Genomic DNA, 18,809 nt, shown 5'->3' with positions numbered 1-18,809 from the left:
CGGGGGCGCATGGCGCCCCCTTTTCGTTCCCGGGCTTATCGCTTGCCGAGAATCGTGCCCAGCATTTCCGGGCGGGGTGCGCCTTGCTGGCTTTGCAACTGCCCCTGTTCGTCACGGTAGAAGATGGCCGGGGTGGCACCGAGGCCCATTTCTTCCATCAGCGCCTGGTTGGCTGCGAGCTGTTTCTGGGTCGCTTCGGGGATCGTCTCCAGGGCCTTGAGCGTGCTGGCCTTGCCGGCGCTCTCGTGGTCTTGCAGCGCCTTGGCCGGATCCTTGGCAGACAGCAGCGCAGCCGATTTGCCTGGACTGTCCGGGCGGATGATGCCGACCATGATATGGCGCAGCTGTACCTTGCCCGACTCGACCCAGGGCCGCGCCTGCTGCCAGAACATGGTGCAGTAGGGGCAGTTCGGATCGCTGAACAGGTAGACGATGCGCGGTGCATCGACCTTGCCGTCCTGGATCCAGGCGGCCTTTTCCATCTTCGCCCAGATTTCCTTGCTCATGGGCCCATACACCAGCTTGTCCAGCGGTTCGGCGCTCAGGTCCTGGCCTTGCTCGTCGAACAGGCTGCCCACCAGTACATGCTTGCCGTCCGGGGTCAGGTAAAGGGCGATACCGTTGTTGTGGTACTCGGCGGCGTAGCCACGCAGGCCGTTGGGGGCCTCGAAGCTGCCCTTGATCACGGCGCCCTTGGCTTGCATCTGCTGGATCGCCTTGGGCCACGGCTCGGCATGCGCCAAGGGCGCGGCGAACAGGGCCAGGGTGATGGGCAGGAGGGCATTCAGTCGCATGTCATTTTCCTTGTACGGCAGGGGCGGCGGGCATGGCGGCCCGTTCGAGAGGAGCGAGGGCGTTGCGCAGGCTGGCGCGGGACAGCTCGCCGAGATGGCTGCCGACCAGGCGACCGTCGGCGTCGTAGAACAGGGTGGTGGGCAGGGCCATGGAGCCGACCCGCTGCGCCAGTTGCCCGGTGCCGTCGAACAGCACGTGATTCAGGCTCAGGCCGGTGGTGGCCAGGAAGGTACTGACGGTTTCGGGGGTTTCGCCCTGGTTGACGAACAGGAACGTCACCCCGGGATAATCTCCTTGGGCTTGCTGCAGTACCGGCATTTCGCGGCGGCAAGGCGGGCACCAGGTGGCCCAGATATTGATCACCAGCGGGGTGCCACGGTAGCGCTGCAGGGCCACGGACTCGCCGCTGGCGTTGCGCAGGCTCATCTGGGGCAGTTCGGTGCCTTTGCTGTAGAGGTGGCTGCCCAGGCTGGCCAACCCCCAGAACAGCGCGCCACTGAACAGCGCCCAGCCCAGCGGACGACGCAGGCCGGGGCGACGGCGGCCCTGCCAGATCGCGGCGGCGACGATACCAGCCAGGCCGCTCCAGAGCTGGAAGCCGCCGTCGCGGATGTCGATGGCCTGCAGGGGGTCGTCACGGTACATCGACCAGTACTGCAGGACGAAGCCGATGCGGGCGCTGAGCACGCCGATCAGGAACAGGTTGAACAGTGCAGACTCCGGGCTTTCGCCGCCACGACGGGCTGCCCACCAGCCGACCAGGCAGGCGATGCCCAGCGCGGTGAGCAGCAACAGGTGATTCAGGGCCATGGTCAATGGCCCCAGTGTTACCGTCAGCATCAACCTTGACTCCTGGTCTGGGCCCAGTGTTGCAGAAACGCAGCCGCGTCGATCTCGCCGGTGATGCGGCGTGCGCGGCGCTCGTCACCTTCCGGGCCGATCCAGATCAGGCTGGGTGGGCCGGGGACCTGGTAGCGCTGCAGCAGTTCGCGACTGGCCGGCGTGTCGGCGGTGACATCCAGGCGCAGCACCTGCACCGTCTCCAGGCTGGCCTGCACGTCGCTGCGGGCGAACACCTGTTTCTCCATCACCTTGCACGATGTGCACCAGTCGGCGTAGTAGTCGACCAGTACCCACTGGTTGCGCGCCTTGGCGGCATCCAGTTGGCGTTGCAGGTCTTGCGGGTTGTCGACGGTAATCACGCGCTCGTCATGCGCATTGCCAACTGCGAGCGTGGCGCCGCCGGTGAAGGGTTGCAGCGGCTGCCACAGGTCGCTGCCGCCAGCGGCCGCGCCGACCAGCAGCAGCCCGCCCCAGAAGGCCCCCAGCAAGGGCAGCGCGCGCAGCGCCGGCAGACCTTGCAGGGCCGGCCAGGCGGCCCAGCCCAGGGCAATCAGCCAGGCACCGGCCAGGGCCAGCAACAGCGGCTCGGGCAGCAGGCTGCGCAGGGTATACAGGGCCATGGCCAGGAAGACGAAACCGAACACCCCCTTGACCAGGTTCATCCAGGCACCGGGGCGCGGCAGGTAGCGGTTGCCCAGGGTCACCAGCAACAGCAGCGGCACGCCCATGCCCAACCCCAGGCTGAACAGCACCAGTGCGCCTTGCAGCACATCGCCGCTCTGCGCGATATAGAGCAGGGCGCCGGCCAGCGGCGCGGTCATGCACGGTCCCAGCAGCAGACCCGAGAGCGCACCGAGCAGCGCCGCGCCGTACAGGTTGCCGCCGCGGGTACCCTGGCCGGCGCGGTCAAGACGGTCACGCAGGGCCGCGGGCAGTTGCAGTTCGAAGGCGCCGAACATCGGCAGGGCCAGGATCACGAACAGACCCGCCAGGCTGCCCAGCAGCCAGGGCTGTTGCAACCAGGCCTGCAGGCTGGCGCCCAGCAGGGCGGCGACCACCCCGAGGGCGGCGTACACCAGCGCCATGCTCAGAACGTAGACCCCGGCCAGCACCCAGCCACGTCGGGCGCTGGCACCATTGCCCATGACCAGGCCGGCGAGGATCGGCAGCATCGGCAGGGAGCACGGCGTGAAGGCTAGCAGCAACCCCAGGCCGAAGAAGGCCAGCAGGCTCCAGGCCAGGCTGCTGTGCTGCAGGTTGCTGGCCAGGGCCTGGTCACTGGCCTGTTCGCTGTCGCCAGCGGTGGCTGCAGCGGGCGCCTGCTGACCGCCCAGATCGATCACCGTGGTCTGCGGCGGATAGCACAGTCCGGCGTCGGCACACCCCTGCCAGCCCAGGCGCAGTTCGCCGCTGGCGTCTGCAGGCAGCACCAGTTCGAGTTCCGTGCGGTAGACGGCGCTGTCGCCGAAGAACTCGTCGTGATGGTTGAGTGCCGGAGGCAGCTGCGGTTGCTGCTCGGCAGGAATGCCGTCGAACTTCAGGCGTTTCTGGTAGAGGTAATAGCCGTCCTTGATCTGGAAATACAGGCGCATCTGCCCCGAGGGCAGGCGGTCCTGGCTCAGGACGAACGCCTGGTCCACCGGCAGGAAATCCGACTTGGGCGCGAAAGGGTTGGCCTGGAGCGGGCCGGCGAGCAGGAATGTAAGAAAGAGCAGGAGAACACGCATGTCGACGCCTTGGCAGTGCATTGAGTGCACCATGCTGGAGCAGGCTGATTAACCGAAGGTTAACCCGGTCCGACGTGAGGCCCTGTTCTGGGTGCAGAACAGGGCTGCGCAGCGTCACATGTCGTCGAAGTAGCGCTCGTGCCAGTCAACCAGCGGTTGCGGTGCGTTGAGTTTCTGGCCGTAGATCACCGAGTACGACAGCACGTTCTGCACGTACTGGCGTGTTTCGTCGAACGGAATCGACTCGACCCATACATCGAAGCTCAGGTGCTTGGCACCCTTGAGCCACTGGCGCACACGGCCGGGGCCGGCGTTATAGGCCGCCGAGGCCAGGACCCGGTTGCCGTTGAACTGGCCATGCACCTGGCTCAGGTAGGCCGCGCCGAGCTGGATGTTCTTGTCCGGGTCCAGCACCTGGGCCGGCGAAGCCAGCGGAATGCTGAATTTGCGTGCGGTTTCCTTGGCAGTGCCCGGCATCAGCTGCATCAGGCCGCTGGCACCGACCGGCGAGCGCGCGTCGTCCATGAAGGCGCTTTCCTGGCGGGTGATGGCGAACACCCAGCTCGAGTGCAGGCCACGGACCTTCGCCTCGCGCACCAGGGTATCGCGGTGGGCCATCGGGAAGCGGATGTCCAGGTCGTCCCAGTACTGCGCCTGGCTGATGGTGCGAATGGCCGGGAAGTACCAGCGCAGGTCGTAGGCCAGGCGCGCCTGGGCGACCATCTCGTCACGGTTGAAGTGACGGCTGACGTGGTACCACTCGCGTCGACCCTCGACGATCTGGCCGCGGGCATGGAACTCCAGGGCGCGCCGCACACCGGGGGTGTTGCGCACCTTGTTGATCACCTGCTGGCTCAGCACCAGGGGTTTGTTGTTGAGCTGGTACGGCGTCTGCGCCCGGTCGGCGGCGAGGAAGCCATAGAAGTCGCGCTCGCGCGAGACGTTCTTGTACAGCAGGGGGATCTGCGGGTTGTTCGGCTGGGCCAGTTCCAGGCTGCGCGCCTGCCAGTAGCGCCAGCGGCTGCTGCCGGCCAGGTCCTGGGGCAGGCGGCGGCTCAGCTCGTAGGCTTCTTCCCAGCGCCCGAGGCGCAGCAGCAGGCGCATGCGCCATTCGCTGACGGTGTTGTCGCGCAGTTCCGGGTCGTAGCGGGTCATCAGGTCGAGCGCGCGTGGGTCGTAGCGTCGCGCGAGCGTGAGGCCGATCTCGCGGGCGATGGCGACCTTCTCGTCACGGGAGAAATGCATGCGCTGGGCGTAGTCGTCGAGCAGCGCCATGGCCTGCTCGGGGTCCTGACGGGCGAGGCGGCGCAGGCCGAGGCTGACCACGTCGGACATGGCCTCGCTGACGGGCATGAAGCGCGACGGCTGCTTGAGCAGCTCGGGCTTTTGCGCCACATCGACCAGCAACTTGCCCTGCGCGCCGAGCGTGCTGAGCGTTTGCACCAGATTGTTGGCCAGGCTGTAGTTGCGCGCCTCGGCCGCCAATTTGGCACGCTGCCAGCGGCGGGCCTCGGTGAGTTGCCCTTCGGCGGCCCACAGGCCGAACAGGGTGTCGCAGGCCGCCGGTTGCGACTTGCCGACGTTCCACAGTTTTTCGGCGGTGGCGAAGCCCTCGGCACGCAGGCCGTTGGTCAGCTGGTACTGGCCGTTGAGGCAGTCCAGCTCGGTGAAGTTGAGCTTCGGGTCGTAGTATCGGGCGAAGGTCTTCCAGTCGCCGCGTTCGGCCTGCCAGCGCAACCAGCGCAGCTTCATCCAGTTGGCCTGGGGCAGGTCGCCATGCTTGGCGAGAAACCCTTCGACCTCCTCGTTGCTGGCGCTCTTGAGGCGGGCGGTGAGTTCGTCGTAGGCCAGGTAAGGGGTCAGCGGGTAGTCGCCGAGCGCCTGGGCATAGCGCAGGTACGGACCCTTGTCGCCCTTGGCGAGGGCACGCTTGGCCTCGTCGTAGTACTGGCGCTGCTGGGTGATGTCGATGGCCTGTGCGGCACTCGCGGTCGTGGCGGTGAGCACCAGGCAGGAAACGAATTGGAACAGGCGGCTGCGCATGATACGTCCGGGCAGTTGAACCATGAAAAGTGACGGCGAAGCCAGCACTGTTGAAATCTTGTTTCCTTAGCTTAGCCGTTTGCCGACGATGGATGAAAGCACTGTGCTTGTATCGAATCGTTAACGCCGACCGCGCGTCGCCGGGCGCGCGCTGCCGTTGCGCGGGGAATCTCACGCAAGGGCCAAGTCGCGGCGAAAGTCAGGTAGAATGCGCGCCCGGTTTTTGGAGATGATCATGACCCTGCTCAAATTCAGCGATGTGTCCCTCGCGTTCGGCGCCATGCCGCTGCTGGACAAAGTGTCCTGGCAGATCGCCCGTGGCGAGCGGGTGTGCATCATCGGCCGCAACGGCACCGGCAAGTCGAGCATGCTGCGCCTGGTCAAGGGCGAGCAGAAAGGCGACGACGGCGATGTCTGGCGCGCCCCGGGCCTGAAGATTGGCGAACTGCCGCAGGAGTTGCCGGTGGCCGACGAACGCACCGTGTTCGACGTGGTTGCCGCAGGCCTGGACGGCGTCGGCGAACTGCTGGCCCAGTTCCACCACCTGAGCCAGAACATCCAGGGCGATGACGACCTGGAACAACTCATGCACGTCCAGCACGAGCTGGAGGTGCGCGACGGCTGGCGCCTGCAGCAGGTGGTGGAAAGCACCCTGAGCCGCCTGCAACTGCCGGCCGACAAGACCCTGGCCGAGCTCTCCGGTGGCTGGCGCCGCCGCGTGCTGCTGGCCCAGGCCCTGGTGTCCGAGCCTGACCTGCTGCTGCTCGACGAGCCGACCAACCATCTGGACATCGGTGCCATCGCCTGGCTCGAAGAGGCCCTGAACGGCTTCAATGGCGCGGTGCTGTTCATCACCCACGACCGTTCCTTCCTGCAGAACCTGGCCACCCGTATCCTGGAACTGGACCGCGGTGGGCTGATCGACTGGAATGGCGACTACGCCAGCTTCCTGGTGCACAAGGAGGCCGCGCTGGCCGCCGAGGAAACCGCCAACGCGCTGTTCGACAAGCGCCTGGCCCAGGAGGAGGTGTGGATTCGTCAGGGCATCAAGGCCCGCCGAACCCGCAACGAAGGTCGCGTGCGGGCACTCAAGGCCTTGCGTGTGGAACGTGGCGAGCGCCGTGAGCGCCAGGGCAAGGCCAACATCCAGATCGAGTCGGCGGAAAAATCCGGCAAGCAGGTGATGGTGCTGGAGAACGTCAGCTTCGCCCACCCGGGCGGCCCGTTGCTGGTCAAGGACTTCTCCATGGTCCTGCAGCGCGAAGACCGCATCGGTCTGCTGGGCGCCAACGGTACCGGCAAGACCACCCTGCTGAAGATGATGCTCGGTGACCTGGAACCCACCGCCGGCAAGGTCGAGCGCGGCACCAAGCTGGAGGTGGCCTACTTCGACCAGATGCGTCACCAGCTCGAGCTGGAAAAGACCGTCATCGACAACCTTGCCGAAGGTCGCGACTTCATCGAGATCGATGGCCAGAACCGTCACGTGCTGAGCTACCTCGGCGACTTCCTGTTCAGCCCGCAGCGTGCCCGCACGCCGGTCAAGGCGCTGTCCGGTGGCGAGCGTGCGCGGCTGCTGCTGGCCAAGCTGTTCAGCAAACCGGCCAACCTGCTGGTGCTGGACGAACCGACCAACGACCTCGACGTGGAAACCCTGGAACTGCTCGAAGAGGTGCTGTGCAACTACAAGGGCACGGTACTGATGGTCAGCCACGACCGGGCCTTCCTCGACAACGTGGTCACCAGCACCCTGGTCTTCGAAGGGCAGGGCAAGGTGCGCGAGTACGTCGGTGGCTACGAGGACTGGATCCGCCAGGGTGGCTCGCCGAAGCTGCTGGGCGTGGCCGAGAGCAAGAGCGGCAAGTCCGAACTCAACAGTGCGGTGGTCGAGAAGGTAGTGGAGGCGGCGGCACCCGCGCCGGTTGCTGCTGCAGCCGACACGTCGAAAAAGAAGCTCAGCTACAAGCTTCAGCGTGAGCTGGAGATGCTGCCGGGGCAGATCGACGAAGTGGAGCAGCGCATGGCCCAGGCACAGGAAGAAGTGAACGCTGCCGGCTTCTATCAGCGGCCGATTACCGAGACTTCGGCGGTGCTGGCCAAGATCGAGAAGTTGCAGGGTGAGCTGGATGCCCTGGTCGAGCGCTGGGCCGAGCTGGAAGGCTGATTGACCTGTACCGGCCTCTTCGCGGGTAAACCCGCTCCCACAGGTATTGCAAAACCCTGTGGGAGCGGGTTTGCCCGCGAACGGGCCGGCCCTGGCTACATCATTCTTTCTTCTGCAGGCGCACCGCCAGCACATCGCACGGCGCTCCATGCAGCACGTCATTGGCCGTGGAGCCCAGCAGCAGCGCCAGGCCATGGCGCCCGTGGCTGCCGACCACGATCAGGTCACAGTCCTGGTCCTTGGCCAACTGGTGGATTTCCTGGCGCGGCTGGCCGTAGGTCAGGTGCGAATCGCCGCGCTGGATGTCGGGGTATTTGTTGAATAGGCGATCCATGCGCTCCTTGGCCTGGTCGAACTGCTGCTGTTGCAGCTGCGACAGGTCCATCGGCACATCGCCACCAAATGCCATGGCCATCGGCTCGACGATATGCACCAGGGAAACCTTGGCACCGGTGGGTTCGGCCAGTTTCATGGCGCGCTTGATCACCGGGTCGCATTCTTCGGTCAGGTCGACGGCAACCAGAAGATGTTGGTAGGACATGAGCGGCACTCCTGACAATCGCAATAGTGAAAGTATGGTCGCTTTCTGGCGGGGCCTGGGTAAAAAACAGCAACCCGCTCATTTGCAACGCTTTATGGGAACTACAGATATGACGGTATGGCTGGTGGTGTCAATCCTTGCGCTGATTCTCAGCCCGCTGGCCTGGTTGCGTCCTTCGCGCAAGCAGAGCGAGCAGATGGGCCTGCGCCTGGAAGGGCGGCGCATGGGCCTGGCCATGCAGTTGTCCCCCCAGCAGTGGCCGCACTGGCTGGAAAACGAGCCGCCCAGCCCGTGCCCGCAGTATCACCGTGGGCGACGCAAGGGGCGTGAGGATAGCTGGTGCTACTGGCAGGTGAGCCCGGGCGTGTGGCTGAACAAATGGCGTGAGCCCTGCGAGGAGCCGCGTCTGATGGCGTGTTTCGCACGCTTGCCGGCCAGTGTCTACAAGGTCGAAGCCGATACCCGCATGATCGCCCTGTGCTGGAGTGAGCGGGGCGAGAAATCTGTATTGCAGGATATTGCCCACACCCTCGAAACCCTCGCCTGAGCTTGCCCTGCGCGCTGCCCGTTGCTTGAGGCGCCCGCTCGCCAGCAAAAAAACGGGAGCGGGGCAACCCCGCTCCCACAGTGGTGGAACTGGCCAGGCAGGCCGGGAAAACATTCGATTCGAAGGCAGTGTAGACCCGCGAAGCGAACCTGCGCAGGAAAAACCAGGCTTTTCCCCTCTCTGCGATCCCGCCCCCGATGGTCAATCGCCGACATGAATGATCGGCAATCACTGTCATCATGCTTTATCCACAGACGTTACAAAATGACTGGAAAGTCGCGTTTTCCGGGTGCTTTCGAGCATTTGACAATGTCGACCTTTTCGGGGAATGTGTGCATACCCAAATCAAACGGGCGTATGAATTGAGCGTTTGTATGTTCACATCGCTCGTACAGAATCCCGACTAGCGCGCTGACGGGTGTGCCTGGGGGAGGGGCGTAAAGCCGGCCCTCCTGCCAGCGATCGGCGCGTACAGTTCAGCTTCCATATCGTGGAGATCAGTTGATGATTTACGAAGGTAAAGCCATCACGGTTAAGGCTCTTGAAAGCGGCATCGTCGAACTGAAGTTCGACCTCAAGGGTGAGTCCGTCAACAAATTCAACCGCCTCACCCTGAACGAACTGCGTCAGGCCGTTGACACCATCAAGGCCGACGCGTCCATCAAGGGCGTGATCGTCAGCAGCGGCAAGGACGTGTTCATCGTCGGTGCCGACATCACCGAATTCGTCGACAACTTCAAGCTGCCCGAGGCCGAGCTGGTCGCCGGCAACCTGGAAGCCAACCGCATCTTCAGCGACTTCGAAGACCTCGGCGTGCCGACCGTCGCCGCGATCAACGGCATCGCCCTGGGCGGCGGCCTGGAGATGTGCCTGGCCGCCGACTACCGCGTCATGTCCAGCAGCGCCAAGATCGGCCTGCCGGAAGTGAAGCTGGGCATCTACCCAGGCTTCGGCGGCACTGTACGCCTGCCGCGCCTGATCGGTTCGGACAACGCCATCGAATGGATCGCCTCGGGCAAGGAAAACCGCGCCGAAGACGCCCTGAAGGTCGGTGCCGTCGATGCGGTGGTTGCGCCTGAACTGCTGCAGGCCGGTGCCCTGGACCTGATCAAGCGCGCCATCGCCGGCGAGCTGGACTACAAGGCCAAGCGCCAGCCCAAGCTCGAGAAGCTCAAGCTCAATGCCATCGAGCAGATGATGGCCTTCGAGACCGCCAAGGGCTTCGTCGCAGGCCAGGCCGGCCCGAACTACCCGGCACCGGTCGAAGCCATCAAGACCATCCAGAAAGCCGCCAACTTCGGCCGTGACAAAGCGCTCGAAGTCGAAGCTGCAGGCTTTGCCAAGCTGGCCAAGACCTCGGTAGCCGAGAGCCTGATCGGTCTGTTCCTGAACGACCAGGAACTCAAGCGCAAGGCCAAGGCCCACGACGAGATCGCCCACGACGTGAAGCAGGCTGCCGTGCTCGGCGCCGGCATCATGGGTGGCGGCATCGCCTACCAGTCGGCGGTCAAGGGCACGCCGATCCTGATGAAGGATATCCGCGAGGAAGCCATCCAGCTGGGCCTGAACGAGGCTTCCAAGCTGCTCGGCAAGCGCGTCGAGAAGGGCCGCCTGACCCCGGCGAAGATGGCCGAGGCGCTCAACGCCATTCGCCCGACCCTGTCCTATGGCGACTTCGCCCATGTCGACATCGTCGTCGAAGCCGTGGTCGAGAATCCGAAGGTCAAGCAGGCCGTGCTGGCCGAGGTGGAAGGGCAGGTCAAGGACGACGCGATCCTCGCCTCGAACACCTCGACCATCTCGATCAACCTGCTGGCCAAGGCGCTCAAGCGGCCGGAAAACTTCGTCGGCATGCACTTCTTCAACCCGGTGCACATGATGCCGCTGGTCGAAGTCATCCGTGGCGAGAAGTCCAGCGAGGTGGCAGTGGCCACCACCGTGGCCTACGCCAAGAAGATGGGCAAGAACCCGATCGTGGTCAACGACTGCCCGGGCTTCCTGGTCAACCGCGTGCTGTTCCCGTACTTCGGCGGCTTCGCCAAGCTGGTCAGCGCCGGTGTCGACTTCGTGCGCATCGACAAGGTCATGGAGAAGTTCGGCTGGCCGATGGGCCCCGCCTACCTGATGGACGTTGTCGGCATCGACACCGGCCACCACGGTCGCGACGTGATGGCCGAAGGTTTCCCGGACCGCATGAAGGACGATCGCCGCTCTGCGGTCGATGCCCTCTACGAGGCCAATCGCCTGGGCCAGAAGAACGGCAAGGGCTTCTACGCCTACGAAACCGACAAGCGCGGCAAGCCGAAGAAAGTCGCCGACGCCTCGGTGCTGGACGTGCTCAAGCCGGTGATCTTCGAACAGCGTGAAGTCAGCGACGAAGACATCATCAACTGGATGATGGTGCCGTTGTGCCTGGAGACCGTGCGCTGCCTGGAAGACGGCATCGTCGAGACCGCCGCCGAAGCGGACATGGGCCTGGTCTACGGCATCGGTTTCCCTCCCTTCCGCGGCGGCGCGCTGCGCTACATCGACTCGATCGGTGTAGCCGAGTTCGTTGCCCTGGCCGACAAGTACGCCGATCTGGGTCCGCTGTACCACCCGACCGCGAAGCTGCGTGAAATGGCCAAGAACGGCCAGCGCTTCTTCAACTGAACGGCCAACGAGCTAGAGCGAGAATATTGATATGAGCCTGAATCCAAGAGACGTGGTGATTGTCGACTTCGGTCGCACGCCAATGGGCCGTTCCAAGGGTGGCATGCACCGCAACACCCGCGCCGAGGACATGTCGGCGCACCTGATCAGCAAGTTGCTCGAGCGCAACGACAAGGTCGATCCGAAGGAAGTCGAGGACGTGATCTGGGGCTGCGTCAACCAGACCCTGGAGCAGGGCTGGAACATCGCGCGCATGGCCTCGTTGATGACGCCTATCCCGCACACCTCCGCAGCGCAGACCGTCAGCCGCCTGTGCGGCTCGTCGATGAGCGCGCTGCACACCGCTGCCCAGGCGATCATGACCGGCAACGGCGACGTGTTCGTGGTCGGTGGCGTCGAGCACATGGGCCATGTCAGCATGATGCATGGCGTCGACCCCAACCCGCACCTGTCCTTGCATGCCGCCAAGGCTTCCGGGATGATGGGCCTCACTGCGGAGATGCTCGGCAAGATGCACGGCATCACCCGCGAGCAACAGGACCTGTTCGGCCTGCGTTCGCACCAGTTGGCCCACAAGGCCACGGTCGAAGGCAAGTTCAAGGATGAGATCATCCCGATGCAGGGCTACGACGAGAACGGTTTCCTCAAGGTCTTCGACTTCGACGAGACCATCCGCCCGGAAACCACCCTCGAAGGGCTTGCCGCGCTCAAGCCGGCCTTCAACCCCAAGGGCGGTACCGTGACTGCCGGTACTTCGTCGCAGATCACCGATGGTGCTTCGTGCATGATCGTCATGTCCGGCCAACGCGCCATGGACCTGGGCATCCAGCCACTGGCGGTGATCCGCTCGATGGCGGTGGCCGGTGTCGATCCTGCGATCATGGGCTACGGCCCGGTTCCGGCAACGCAGAAGGCGCTCAAGCGCGCAGGTCTGAGCATCGCCGACATCGACTTCTTCGAGCTCAACGAAGCCTTCGCCGCACAGGCCCTGCCGGTGCTCAAGGATCTGAAAGTGCTCGACAAGATGGATGAGAAGGTTAACCTGCACGGCGGCGCCATCGCGCTGGGTCACCCGTTCGGTTGCTCCGGTGCACGGATTTCCGGCACCCTGCTCAATGTCATGAAGCAGAACGGCGGTACCTTGGGCGTGGCCACCATGTGTGTCGGCCTGGGTCAGGGCATCACCACTGTCTTCGAACGCGTCTGATCGCGTTGCAGGACAGCAGCCGGGGCCTCGTGCCCCGGTTTTTGTTTTTCACAGGATTTATTTCAGGAGAAGGGCGGCATGCAGATACAGCCAGGCATATACCGGCATTACAAGGGGCCGGAATACCGTGTGCTGGGTGTTGCACATCATACTGAGACCGATGAGTTGCTGGTGGTCTACCAGTTGCTATACGGTGATTATGGCCTGGGTGCACGTCCACTCGACCTGTTCAAGGATACGGTCGAGGTTGACGGCGAGCAGGTGCCGCGCTTTGCTTTGGTCAAGGCCGAGAAGGGGATGTTCAAGCCCCCTCACGAGGCAGACGGTTGAACCTCCGCGCTTGACCTCACTCTGTTGCCACTATATATAGCGGTGCCGCGTCCGGCACCTGACGCGTTTTTCATCTTCAGATTCAGGAATATTCCGATCCATGGGCAAATCGCTGGTCATTGTGGAATCCCCGGCCAAGGCCAAGACCATCAACAAGTACTTGGGCAGCCAGTACGTGGTGAAGTCGAGTATCGGCCATATCCGAGACCTCCCCACCAGCGGTTCGGCCAGTACGGCCAAGGAACCGGCGGCCAAGCGCGGCAAGACCGCCAGTGAGGCGCCGGCGCTGACGCCGAAGGAAAAGGCCCGTCGCCAGTTGGTGGCGCGCATGGGCGTCGACCCGGAAGCCGGCTGGAAAGCCAAGTACGAGATCCTTCCCGGCAAGGAGAAGGTGATCGACGAGCTGCGCCGCCTGGCCAAGGATGCAGACACCATCTATCTCGCAACCGACTTGGATCGCGAGGGGGAAGCCATTGCCTGGCACCTGCGCGAAGCCATAGGCGGTGACGACAGCCGCTACAAGCGCGTGGTGTTCAACGAAATCACCAAGAAGGCCATCCAGGAAGCGTTCTCCCAGCCTGGCGACCTCGATATCGCCAGGGTCAACGCCCAGCAGGCACGACGCTTCCTCGACCGCGTGGTGGGCTACATGGTCTCGCCGCTGCTGTGGTCGAAGATCGCCCGCGGCCTGTCTGCCGGCCGTGTGCAGTCCGTCGCGGTGAAGCTGGTGGTCGAGCGTGAGCGCGAGATCCGTGCCTTCAACCCCGAAGAATACTGGGAAGTCCACGCCGACCTGGGCACCGCCAAGAACGCCAAGGTGCGGTTCGAGGTGGCGCGCGAGAACGGCGAGGCCTTCAAGCCGCTCAACGAAGCCCAGGCCATGGCTGCACTGGAAAAGCTCAAGGCTTCCAGCTACAGCGTCGTCAAGCGTGAAGACCGGCCGACCAGCAGCAAGCCGTCGGCGCCCTTCATCACCTCCACCCTGCAGCAGGCGGCGAGCAACCGTCTGGGCTTCGGGGTGAAGAAGACCATGATGATGGCCCAGCGTCTGTACGAAGCCGGTTACATCACCTACATGCGTACCGACTCGACCAACCTGTCGACCGATGCCGTGGACATGGCGCGCAGCTACATCGAGAACGAGTTCGGCAAGCAATACCTGCCCGCCGCACCGGTCGTGTACGGCAGCAAGGAAGGCGCACAGGAGGCGCACGAAGCGATCCGGCCTTCCGACGTCAACACCCACCCGAGCAAGCTCAGTGGCATGGAGCGCGATGCCGAGCGCCTGTACGAACTGATCTGGCGCCAGTTCCTGGCCTGCCAGATGCCGCCGGCGCAGTACCTGTCCACCAGCGTCACCGTGGCTGCCGGTGATTTCGAGCTGCGCGCCAAGGGTCGCATCCTCAAGTTCGACGGTTACACCCGCGTCCTGCCGCAACAGGCCAAGCCGGGCGAAGACGACGTGTTGCCGGAGATGGGGCAGGGCGAGACGCTCAAGCTGATCCAGCTCGACCCGAGCCAGCACTTCACCAAGCCGCCTGCGCGCTTCACCGAGGCGAGCCTGGTCAAGGAAATGGAAAAGCGTGGTATCGGCCGCCCGTCCACCTACGCGGCGATCATTTCCACCATCCAGGACCGCGGCTACGTGACGCTGCACAACCGCCGCTTCTACTCCGAGAAGATGGGCGACATCGTTACCGAGCGCCTGTCCGAGAGCTTCTCCAACCTGATGGACTACGGCTTCACTGCCGGCATGGAAGAGAACCTCGACGATGTGGCCCAGGGCGAGCGCGACTGGAAAAACGTCCTCGACGAGTTCTACGGTGATTTCAGCAAGAAGCTGCAGACTGCCGAGTCCAGCGAGAACGGCATGCGTGCCAACCAGCCGACCCTGACCAACATTGCCTGCAAGGAATGCGGTCGGCCGATGATGATCCGCACCGCCTCCACCGGTGTGTTCCTTGGCTGCTCGGGCTACAGCCTGCCGCCCAAGGAGCGCTGCAAGGCGACCGTCAACCTCGTGCCGGGCGACGAGATCGCCGCCGACGACGAGGGCGAGTCCGAGTCGCTGGTGCTGCGTGGCAAGCATCGCTGCCCGATCTGCTCGACGGCGATGGACGCCTACCTGCTCGACGAGAAGCACAAGCTGCACATCTGCGGCAACAACCCGGATTGCCCTGGCTACGAGATCGAAGAGGGCAGCTACCGCATCAAGGGTTACGAAGGGCCGAGCCTGGAGTGCGACAAGTGCGGCAGCGAGATGCAGCTCAAGACCGGCCGTTTCGGCAAGTTCTTCGGCTGTACCAACCCTGCGTGCAAGAACACCCGCAAGCTGCTCAAGAGCGGTGAGGCGGCGCCACCGAAGATGGACAAGGTGGACATGCCGGAGCTCAAGTGCGAGAAGGTCGATGACACCTACGTGCTGCGTGACGGTGCCTCCGGGCTGTTCCTGGCGGCCAGCCAGTTCCCGAAAAACCGCGAGACCCGCGCGCCGCTGGTGCTGGAGATCATTCCACACAAGCACGAGATCGATCCGAAGTATCACTTCCTCTGCGACGCACCGCAGAAAGACCCGGACGGTCGCCCGGCCGTGATCCGCTACAGCCGCAAGACCAAGGAGCAGTACGTGCAGTCCGAGGTCGATGGCAAGCCGACTGGCTGGAAGGCGTTCTACGACGGCAAGGCGTGGAAGGTCGAAGACAAGCGCTGATAGTTCGGTGCTGCGATTGGGGCCGCGTTGCGGCCCCAATCATTTATGATGCGTCTATCCGCCTTGCTGCCCATGGGAGGTCATCCGAAATGGCCCAGGAACTCTACACCCGCACCAACCAGAAACTGTTTTTCGCAGGCCTGGCCCTGGAGTCCATGGCCAAGGCCGAACAGAGCCAGGCCATGAACGCCCAGGGCCTGATCCAGGCTGAGCGCGAGTCTGCGTTGTTCCACCTGTATGGTGCGTTGCTCGGGCTGTGCCATGAGATCGCCGGCTTCTATCGTCTGCCGCAGGCCAATGCGGCGCGTGCAGAAGTGCTGCTCAACGATGAAACGCTGAAGGCTGTGGCGATTCCGGAAATGGCCGAAATGCTCGAGCTGGCACGCCAGCCGTCGACCTGGCTCGCGCAATTGATCAAGGCTTATGCCGATTTGTTCCAACCACCGGTCGCCAGGAAAGCCGCCAAGACCGATGTCACCCAGCCGTTGATCCAGGCCGTCAATCTCGACGAAACCGAGGAACAGGTACTGTCTCGGGCAGAGTTGGAAGCCTGGCGACAGGATCTCAAGAAGCTTGTAAGACGTTTCCGAGAAGCGTTGAGTGAGTGCTGACAGCCCGCGTGGCTGGTACACTACCCGCCTTTCGTGAACAGCAGGCCCACTATGTCAACGTCCTTTCTAGAAATTGTCGAATTGCCTGATGGCCGGATCGAGTTGCGCCGCGCCGAGGACGAAGGTTCGCTGGTTACCCTGGATTTCTCCGAGGATGCCAAGGCGTTCCTGCAAGGGCAGCATGTGGAAGTGGCCAAGGCCATGCTCAGCGTTGGCGTGCAGATGGCTGGCAAGTTGATTGAAGGCGATTTCGAACGCGACGAAGGGCCGCGGGTTCTGCACTGAGCCGCCGCGTGTCACATGGTGCGGGGTCTTGTTACAGGCAAAGCCTGGACATCAGCCGAGGCGGATGTTCAGGCTTTGTGCGTTTCCACGGCTGGCAGCGCGAACCAGTTGCTGGCGGATGCTGCTGTTGACGTTGTCGAGCCAGCTGACCACGGTGTGGCTATGGCCCAGGCGCAGTGCCTCGCAGGCCAGTTGCAGGGCGCTCTGATTGGTGCCGGGCTGCAGCAGCAGGATACGCTCACGGTTTAGCCCTGCATCGCGTAGCCAGGCCTGGGTCAGGCTGGCCGGTGGTGCGATCAGCGTCAGCCAGCGTGCGTCGTCCTCTTCGCTCAGTTCTCGGAGGATAGGCGCCAGCAGGCTCTGGCAATGTCCCGGTGCGCCGCGCAGGGACAGTTCGCTGAACAACTCGGGCTGGCAGGTTGCCTTGCTCGGTTGCTCGCGGGTTTTCAGGCCCGGCAATACGGGTTGTGCGAGGAACGCTTCGAACAAAGGCAATTGTGCGGGCTGCGATAGATGGGCGGACTGCTGCATGACGCCTCCTGGATCAGCGGCGAATGACGCCGACGCTCAAGCCCTCGATCACCAGTTCCTGATCTTTCAGGTCGACTTCGATGGGGGCGAATTCGGGGTTTTCGGCAATCAGCCAGACCTTGCTGCCTTCACGCTTGAAGCGCTTGACGGTCACTTCGTCACCGATACGGGCGACCACGATCTGGCCGTTGCGGGCCTCACGGCAGGTGTGGACGGCGAGCAGGTCGCCATCGACGATGCCGATGTCCCTCATGCTCATGCCGTGGACACGCAACAGGTAGTCGGCGCGAGGATGGAAGAAGGCCGGGTTGATGTTGCAGGATTCCTCGATGTGCTGTTCGGCGAGGATGGGGGCACCGGCGGCCACTCGGCCGATGATCGGCAGGCCGCTGTCGTCCGGCTTGGTTTCGACGCCGGGGATGCGGATGCCGCGGGAGGCGCCCGGAGTCATCTCGATCGCGCCCTTGCGCGCCAGGGCCTTGAGGTGTTCCTCGGCAGCATTGGGTGACTTGAAGCCCAGTTCCTGGGCAATTTCCGCGCGGGTAGGCGGGAAACCGTTGTCTTCGAGGCAACGTTTGATGAAGGCCAGGATCTCGGCTTGGCGTGGCGTGAGTTTCAGCATGGCGAGTGGCTCTGTCTTTTTATACAGTGACTGGAATTATATACAGTATAGGGTCCACTGCAAGCGCCTGGCTTGAAGAAAATCGCCGCAGCCACCCGGCATTCGGATCCAGCCCTTGGCATGTGTGGCTTGCAGCTTGCGGCCAGGCACTTTAAAAAAGTCGACCGTCGGGTCACCGAACCTTGACACCCGCGTGCTTGAAACGTATGTTTCAAACAACTGTTTGTCAGGCGGATAAGTCATGGCCCAATCGGAAACCGTTGAACGCATTCTCGATGCTGCAGAGCAGCTGTTCGCGGAAAGAGGCTTCGCGGAAACTTCGTTGCGTCTGATCACCAGCAAGGCCGGGGTCAACCTGGCGGCGGTGAACTACCACTTCGGTTCGAAGAAGGCGCTGATCCAGGCGGTGTTCTCACGCTTCCTCGGCCCGTTCTGTGCCAGCCTCGAGCGCGAGCTCGAGCGGCGCCAGGCGCGTCCGGAGCACAAGCCAAGCCTGGAAGAGCTGCTGGAAATGCTGGTGGAGCAGGCCCTGGCCGTGCAGCCGCGCAGCAACAACGACCTGTCGATCTTCATGCGCCTGCTGGGCCTGGCCTTCAGCCAGAGCCAGGGCCACCTGCGCCGTTACCTGGAAGACATGTACGGCAAGGTGTTCCGCCGCTACATGCTGCTGGTCAACGAAGCGGCCCCGCGCATTCCGCCGATCGAGCTGTTCTGGCGCGTCCACTTCATGCTGGGTGCTGCGGCTTTCAGCATGTCGGGCATCAAGGCACTGCGCGCCATCGCCGAGACCGATTTCGGTATCAATACCTCGATTGAGCAGGTCATGCGCCTGATGGTACCTTTCCTCGCCGCCGGCATGCGCGCCGATACCGGTGTCACCGACGAGGCCATGGCCGCCGCGCAACTGCGCCCGCGCAGCAAGAGCACTCCCGTCGGCGCCTCCGTCAAGGCCTGACACTGGGCGGGGCAGGCCGCTTGGGCTAAGCTAGCGGCCATGCCCGACCTCGATCCACTGCACATTTCCCTTGCCGACCAGCGCCTCTACGGGGTTTCCCGTGGGGCGTTGCGTGTGCGCCTGGTCGTCTGCTGGGCCGCTACATCCACCTGCACGGCCCGCCTGGCTGCGAACCGCCCGGACGAGCCTGCCCGCCCGCAACGGGCCTCCCTGGATATTCAATGATTCAATGAAGGACACCCTATG

At 63.7% G+C, this 18,809-nt stretch carries 17 protein-coding genes; 10 read left to right on the top strand and 7 right to left on the bottom strand.

What is annotated here, in order from left to right; translation table 11 throughout:
• Positions 1 to 35 precede the first annotated feature (35 nt).
• The 4 genes from dsbG to AC1TXO_RS18360 all read right to left on the bottom strand — a co-directional run bounded on the left by dsbG (position 36) and on the right by AC1TXO_RS18360 (position 5,408).
• The gene (gene dsbG, locus AC1TXO_RS18375) at positions 36 to 794 is read right to left on the bottom strand and encodes a thiol:disulfide interchange protein DsbG (protein ID WP_486403063.1); all 759 of its coding nucleotides are present in this window, start codon (positions 792 to 794) and stop codon (positions 36 to 38) included.
• A 1-nt stretch (position 795) separates the two neighbouring features.
• A complete protein-coding gene (locus AC1TXO_RS18370; protein WP_486403062.1) occupies positions 796 to 1,635 on the bottom strand; it encodes a TlpA family protein disulfide reductase in 840 nt (279 codons plus the stop codon).
• Positions 1,635 to 3,365: a protein-disulfide reductase DsbD gene (gene dsbD, locus AC1TXO_RS18365; RefSeq protein ID WP_486403061.1), complete on the bottom strand. Its 1,731-nt coding sequence runs from the start codon at positions 3,363 to 3,365 to the stop codon at positions 1,635 to 1,637. The genes AC1TXO_RS18370 and dsbD overlap by 1 nt, the downstream gene beginning before the upstream one ends.
• Positions 3,366 to 3,479: 114 nt before the next feature.
• Entirely contained in the window at positions 3,480 to 5,408 is a 1,929-nt protein-coding gene (locus tag AC1TXO_RS18360) for a transglycosylase SLT domain-containing protein (protein ID WP_486403060.1), read from the bottom strand.
• 235 nt (positions 5,409 to 5,643) lie between these two features.
• Here AC1TXO_RS18360 and AC1TXO_RS18355 point away from each other — a divergent pair, with 235 nt between their 5' ends.
• Positions 5,644 to 7,572 carry an ATP-binding cassette domain-containing protein gene (locus tag AC1TXO_RS18355; RefSeq protein ID WP_486403059.1) on the top strand — a complete coding sequence of 643 codons (1,929 nt, stop codon included), beginning with the start codon at positions 5,644 to 5,646 and terminating at the stop codon, positions 7,570 to 7,572.
• 100 nt (positions 7,573 to 7,672) lie between these two features.
• Here the strand turns inward: AC1TXO_RS18355 and AC1TXO_RS18350 are convergent, their stop codons facing one another.
• Positions 7,673 to 8,113 carry a universal stress protein gene (locus AC1TXO_RS18350; protein ID WP_486403058.1) on the bottom strand — a complete coding sequence of 147 codons (441 nt, stop codon included), beginning with the start codon at positions 8,111 to 8,113 and terminating at the stop codon, positions 7,673 to 7,675.
• A 109-nt stretch (positions 8,114 to 8,222) separates the two neighbouring features.
• Between AC1TXO_RS18350 and AC1TXO_RS18345 the strand changes: the two genes are divergently transcribed.
• From AC1TXO_RS18345 to AC1TXO_RS18315, 7 genes are all read left to right on the top strand, one after another.
• Complete coding sequence (locus tag AC1TXO_RS18345) at positions 8,223 to 8,660, top strand: hypothetical protein (RefSeq protein ID WP_486403057.1); 438 nt, start codon at positions 8,223 to 8,225, stop codon at positions 8,658 to 8,660.
• 504 nt (positions 8,661 to 9,164) lie between these two features.
• Positions 9,165 to 11,312, top strand: coding sequence for a fatty acid oxidation complex subunit alpha FadB (fadB, locus tag AC1TXO_RS18340; protein ID WP_486403056.1), 2,148 nt, complete (start codon positions 9,165 to 9,167; stop codon positions 11,310 to 11,312).
• 31 nt (positions 11,313 to 11,343) lie between these two features.
• On the top strand, positions 11,344 to 12,519 hold the full coding sequence (gene fadA, locus AC1TXO_RS18335; protein WP_486403055.1) for an acetyl-CoA C-acyltransferase FadA: 1,176 nt from the start codon (positions 11,344 to 11,346) through the stop codon (positions 12,517 to 12,519).
• 78 nt (positions 12,520 to 12,597) lie between these two features.
• On the top strand, positions 12,598 to 12,849 hold the full coding sequence (locus tag AC1TXO_RS18330; RefSeq protein WP_486403054.1) for a DUF1653 domain-containing protein: 252 nt from the start codon (positions 12,598 to 12,600) through the stop codon (positions 12,847 to 12,849).
• Between the two features lie 100 nt (positions 12,850 to 12,949).
• The gene (gene topA / locus AC1TXO_RS18325; protein WP_486403053.1) at positions 12,950 to 15,559 is read left to right on the top strand and encodes a type I DNA topoisomerase; all 2,610 of its coding nucleotides are present in this window, start codon (positions 12,950 to 12,952) and stop codon (positions 15,557 to 15,559) included.
• Between the two features lie 89 nt (positions 15,560 to 15,648).
• The gene (locus AC1TXO_RS18320) at positions 15,649 to 16,170 is read left to right on the top strand and encodes a DUF6586 family protein (RefSeq protein WP_486403052.1); all 522 of its coding nucleotides are present in this window, start codon (positions 15,649 to 15,651) and stop codon (positions 16,168 to 16,170) included.
• A gap of 51 nt (positions 16,171 to 16,221) precedes the next feature.
• Positions 16,222 to 16,455 carry a hypothetical protein gene (locus AC1TXO_RS18315; protein ID WP_186666313.1) on the top strand — a complete coding sequence of 78 codons (234 nt, stop codon included), beginning with the start codon at positions 16,222 to 16,224 and terminating at the stop codon, positions 16,453 to 16,455.
• Between the two features lie 51 nt (positions 16,456 to 16,506).
• On the opposite strand, the gene sulA is transcribed toward AC1TXO_RS18315, so the two are convergent.
• Positions 16,507 to 16,986: an SOS-induced cell division inhibitor SulA gene (gene sulA / locus AC1TXO_RS18310; RefSeq protein WP_486403051.1), complete on the bottom strand. Its 480-nt coding sequence runs from the start codon at positions 16,984 to 16,986 to the stop codon at positions 16,507 to 16,509.
• Positions 16,987 to 16,999: 13 nt separating this feature from the next.
• Positions 17,000 to 17,608 (bottom strand): transcriptional repressor LexA, encoded by a 609-nt coding sequence (gene lexA, locus AC1TXO_RS18305; protein ID WP_486403050.1) that lies wholly within the window; start codon positions 17,606 to 17,608, stop codon positions 17,000 to 17,002.
• Positions 17,609 to 17,849: 241 nt separating this feature from the next.
• Between lexA and AC1TXO_RS18300 the strand changes: the two genes are divergently transcribed.
• A complete protein-coding gene (locus tag AC1TXO_RS18300; RefSeq protein ID WP_486403049.1) occupies positions 17,850 to 18,563 on the top strand; it encodes a TetR/AcrR family transcriptional regulator in 714 nt (237 codons plus the stop codon).
• A gap of 39 nt (positions 18,564 to 18,602) precedes the next feature.
• Complete coding sequence (locus AC1TXO_RS18295) at positions 18,603 to 18,788, top strand: hypothetical protein (protein WP_486403048.1); 186 nt, start codon at positions 18,603 to 18,605, stop codon at positions 18,786 to 18,788.
• The last annotated feature ends 21 nt before the right edge of the window (positions 18,789 to 18,809 follow it).

It is taken from the genome of Pseudomonas sp. FA117 (assembly GCF_057370475.1).
Note: the sequence above shows the minus strand (reverse complement) of the source record. Positions and strands in the feature narration are given on the sequence as shown.

Bases quoted from the DNA above. Each gene is read 5' to 3' on its own strand.
- sulA (WP_486403051.1), bottom strand. From the start codon at position 16,986: ATGCAGCAGTCCGCCCATCTATCGCAGCCCGCACAATTGCCTTTGTTC.
- fadA (WP_486403055.1), top strand. From the start codon at position 11,344: ATGAGCCTGAATCCAAGAGACGTGGTGATTGTCGACTTCGGTCGCACG.
- AC1TXO_RS18345 (WP_486403057.1), top strand. From the start codon at position 8,223: ATGACGGTATGGCTGGTGGTGTCAATCCTTGCGCTGATTCTCAGCCCG.
- AC1TXO_RS18295 (WP_486403048.1), top strand. From the start codon at position 18,603: ATGCCCGACCTCGATCCACTGCACATTTCCCTTGCCGACCAGCGCCTC.
- AC1TXO_RS18360 (WP_486403060.1), bottom strand. From the start codon at position 5,408: ATGCGCAGCCGCCTGTTCCAATTCGTTTCCTGCCTGGTGCTCACCGCC.
- AC1TXO_RS18300 (WP_486403049.1), top strand. From the start codon at position 17,850: ATGGCCCAATCGGAAACCGTTGAACGCATTCTCGATGCTGCAGAGCAG.
- AC1TXO_RS18315 (WP_186666313.1), top strand. From the start codon at position 16,222: ATGTCAACGTCCTTTCTAGAAATTGTCGAATTGCCTGATGGCCGGATC.
- topA (WP_486403053.1), top strand. From the start codon at position 12,950: ATGGGCAAATCGCTGGTCATTGTGGAATCCCCGGCCAAGGCCAAGACC.
- AC1TXO_RS18330 (WP_486403054.1), top strand. From the start codon at position 12,598: ATGCAGATACAGCCAGGCATATACCGGCATTACAAGGGGCCGGAATAC.
- fadB (WP_486403056.1), top strand. From the start codon at position 9,165: ATGATTTACGAAGGTAAAGCCATCACGGTTAAGGCTCTTGAAAGCGGC.
- AC1TXO_RS18355 (WP_486403059.1), top strand. From the start codon at position 5,644: ATGACCCTGCTCAAATTCAGCGATGTGTCCCTCGCGTTCGGCGCCATG.
- dsbD (WP_486403061.1), bottom strand. From the start codon at position 3,365: ATGCGTGTTCTCCTGCTCTTTCTTACATTCCTGCTCGCCGGCCCGCTC.
- AC1TXO_RS18370 (WP_486403062.1), bottom strand. From the start codon at position 1,635: ATGCTGACGGTAACACTGGGGCCATTGACCATGGCCCTGAATCACCTG.
- lexA (WP_486403050.1), bottom strand. From the start codon at position 17,608: ATGCTGAAACTCACGCCACGCCAAGCCGAGATCCTGGCCTTCATCAAA.
- AC1TXO_RS18320 (WP_486403052.1), top strand. From the start codon at position 15,649: ATGGCCCAGGAACTCTACACCCGCACCAACCAGAAACTGTTTTTCGCA.
- AC1TXO_RS18350 (WP_486403058.1), bottom strand. From the start codon at position 8,113: ATGTCCTACCAACATCTTCTGGTTGCCGTCGACCTGACCGAAGAATGC.
- dsbG (WP_486403063.1), bottom strand. From the start codon at position 794: ATGCGACTGAATGCCCTCCTGCCCATCACCCTGGCCCTGTTCGCCGCG.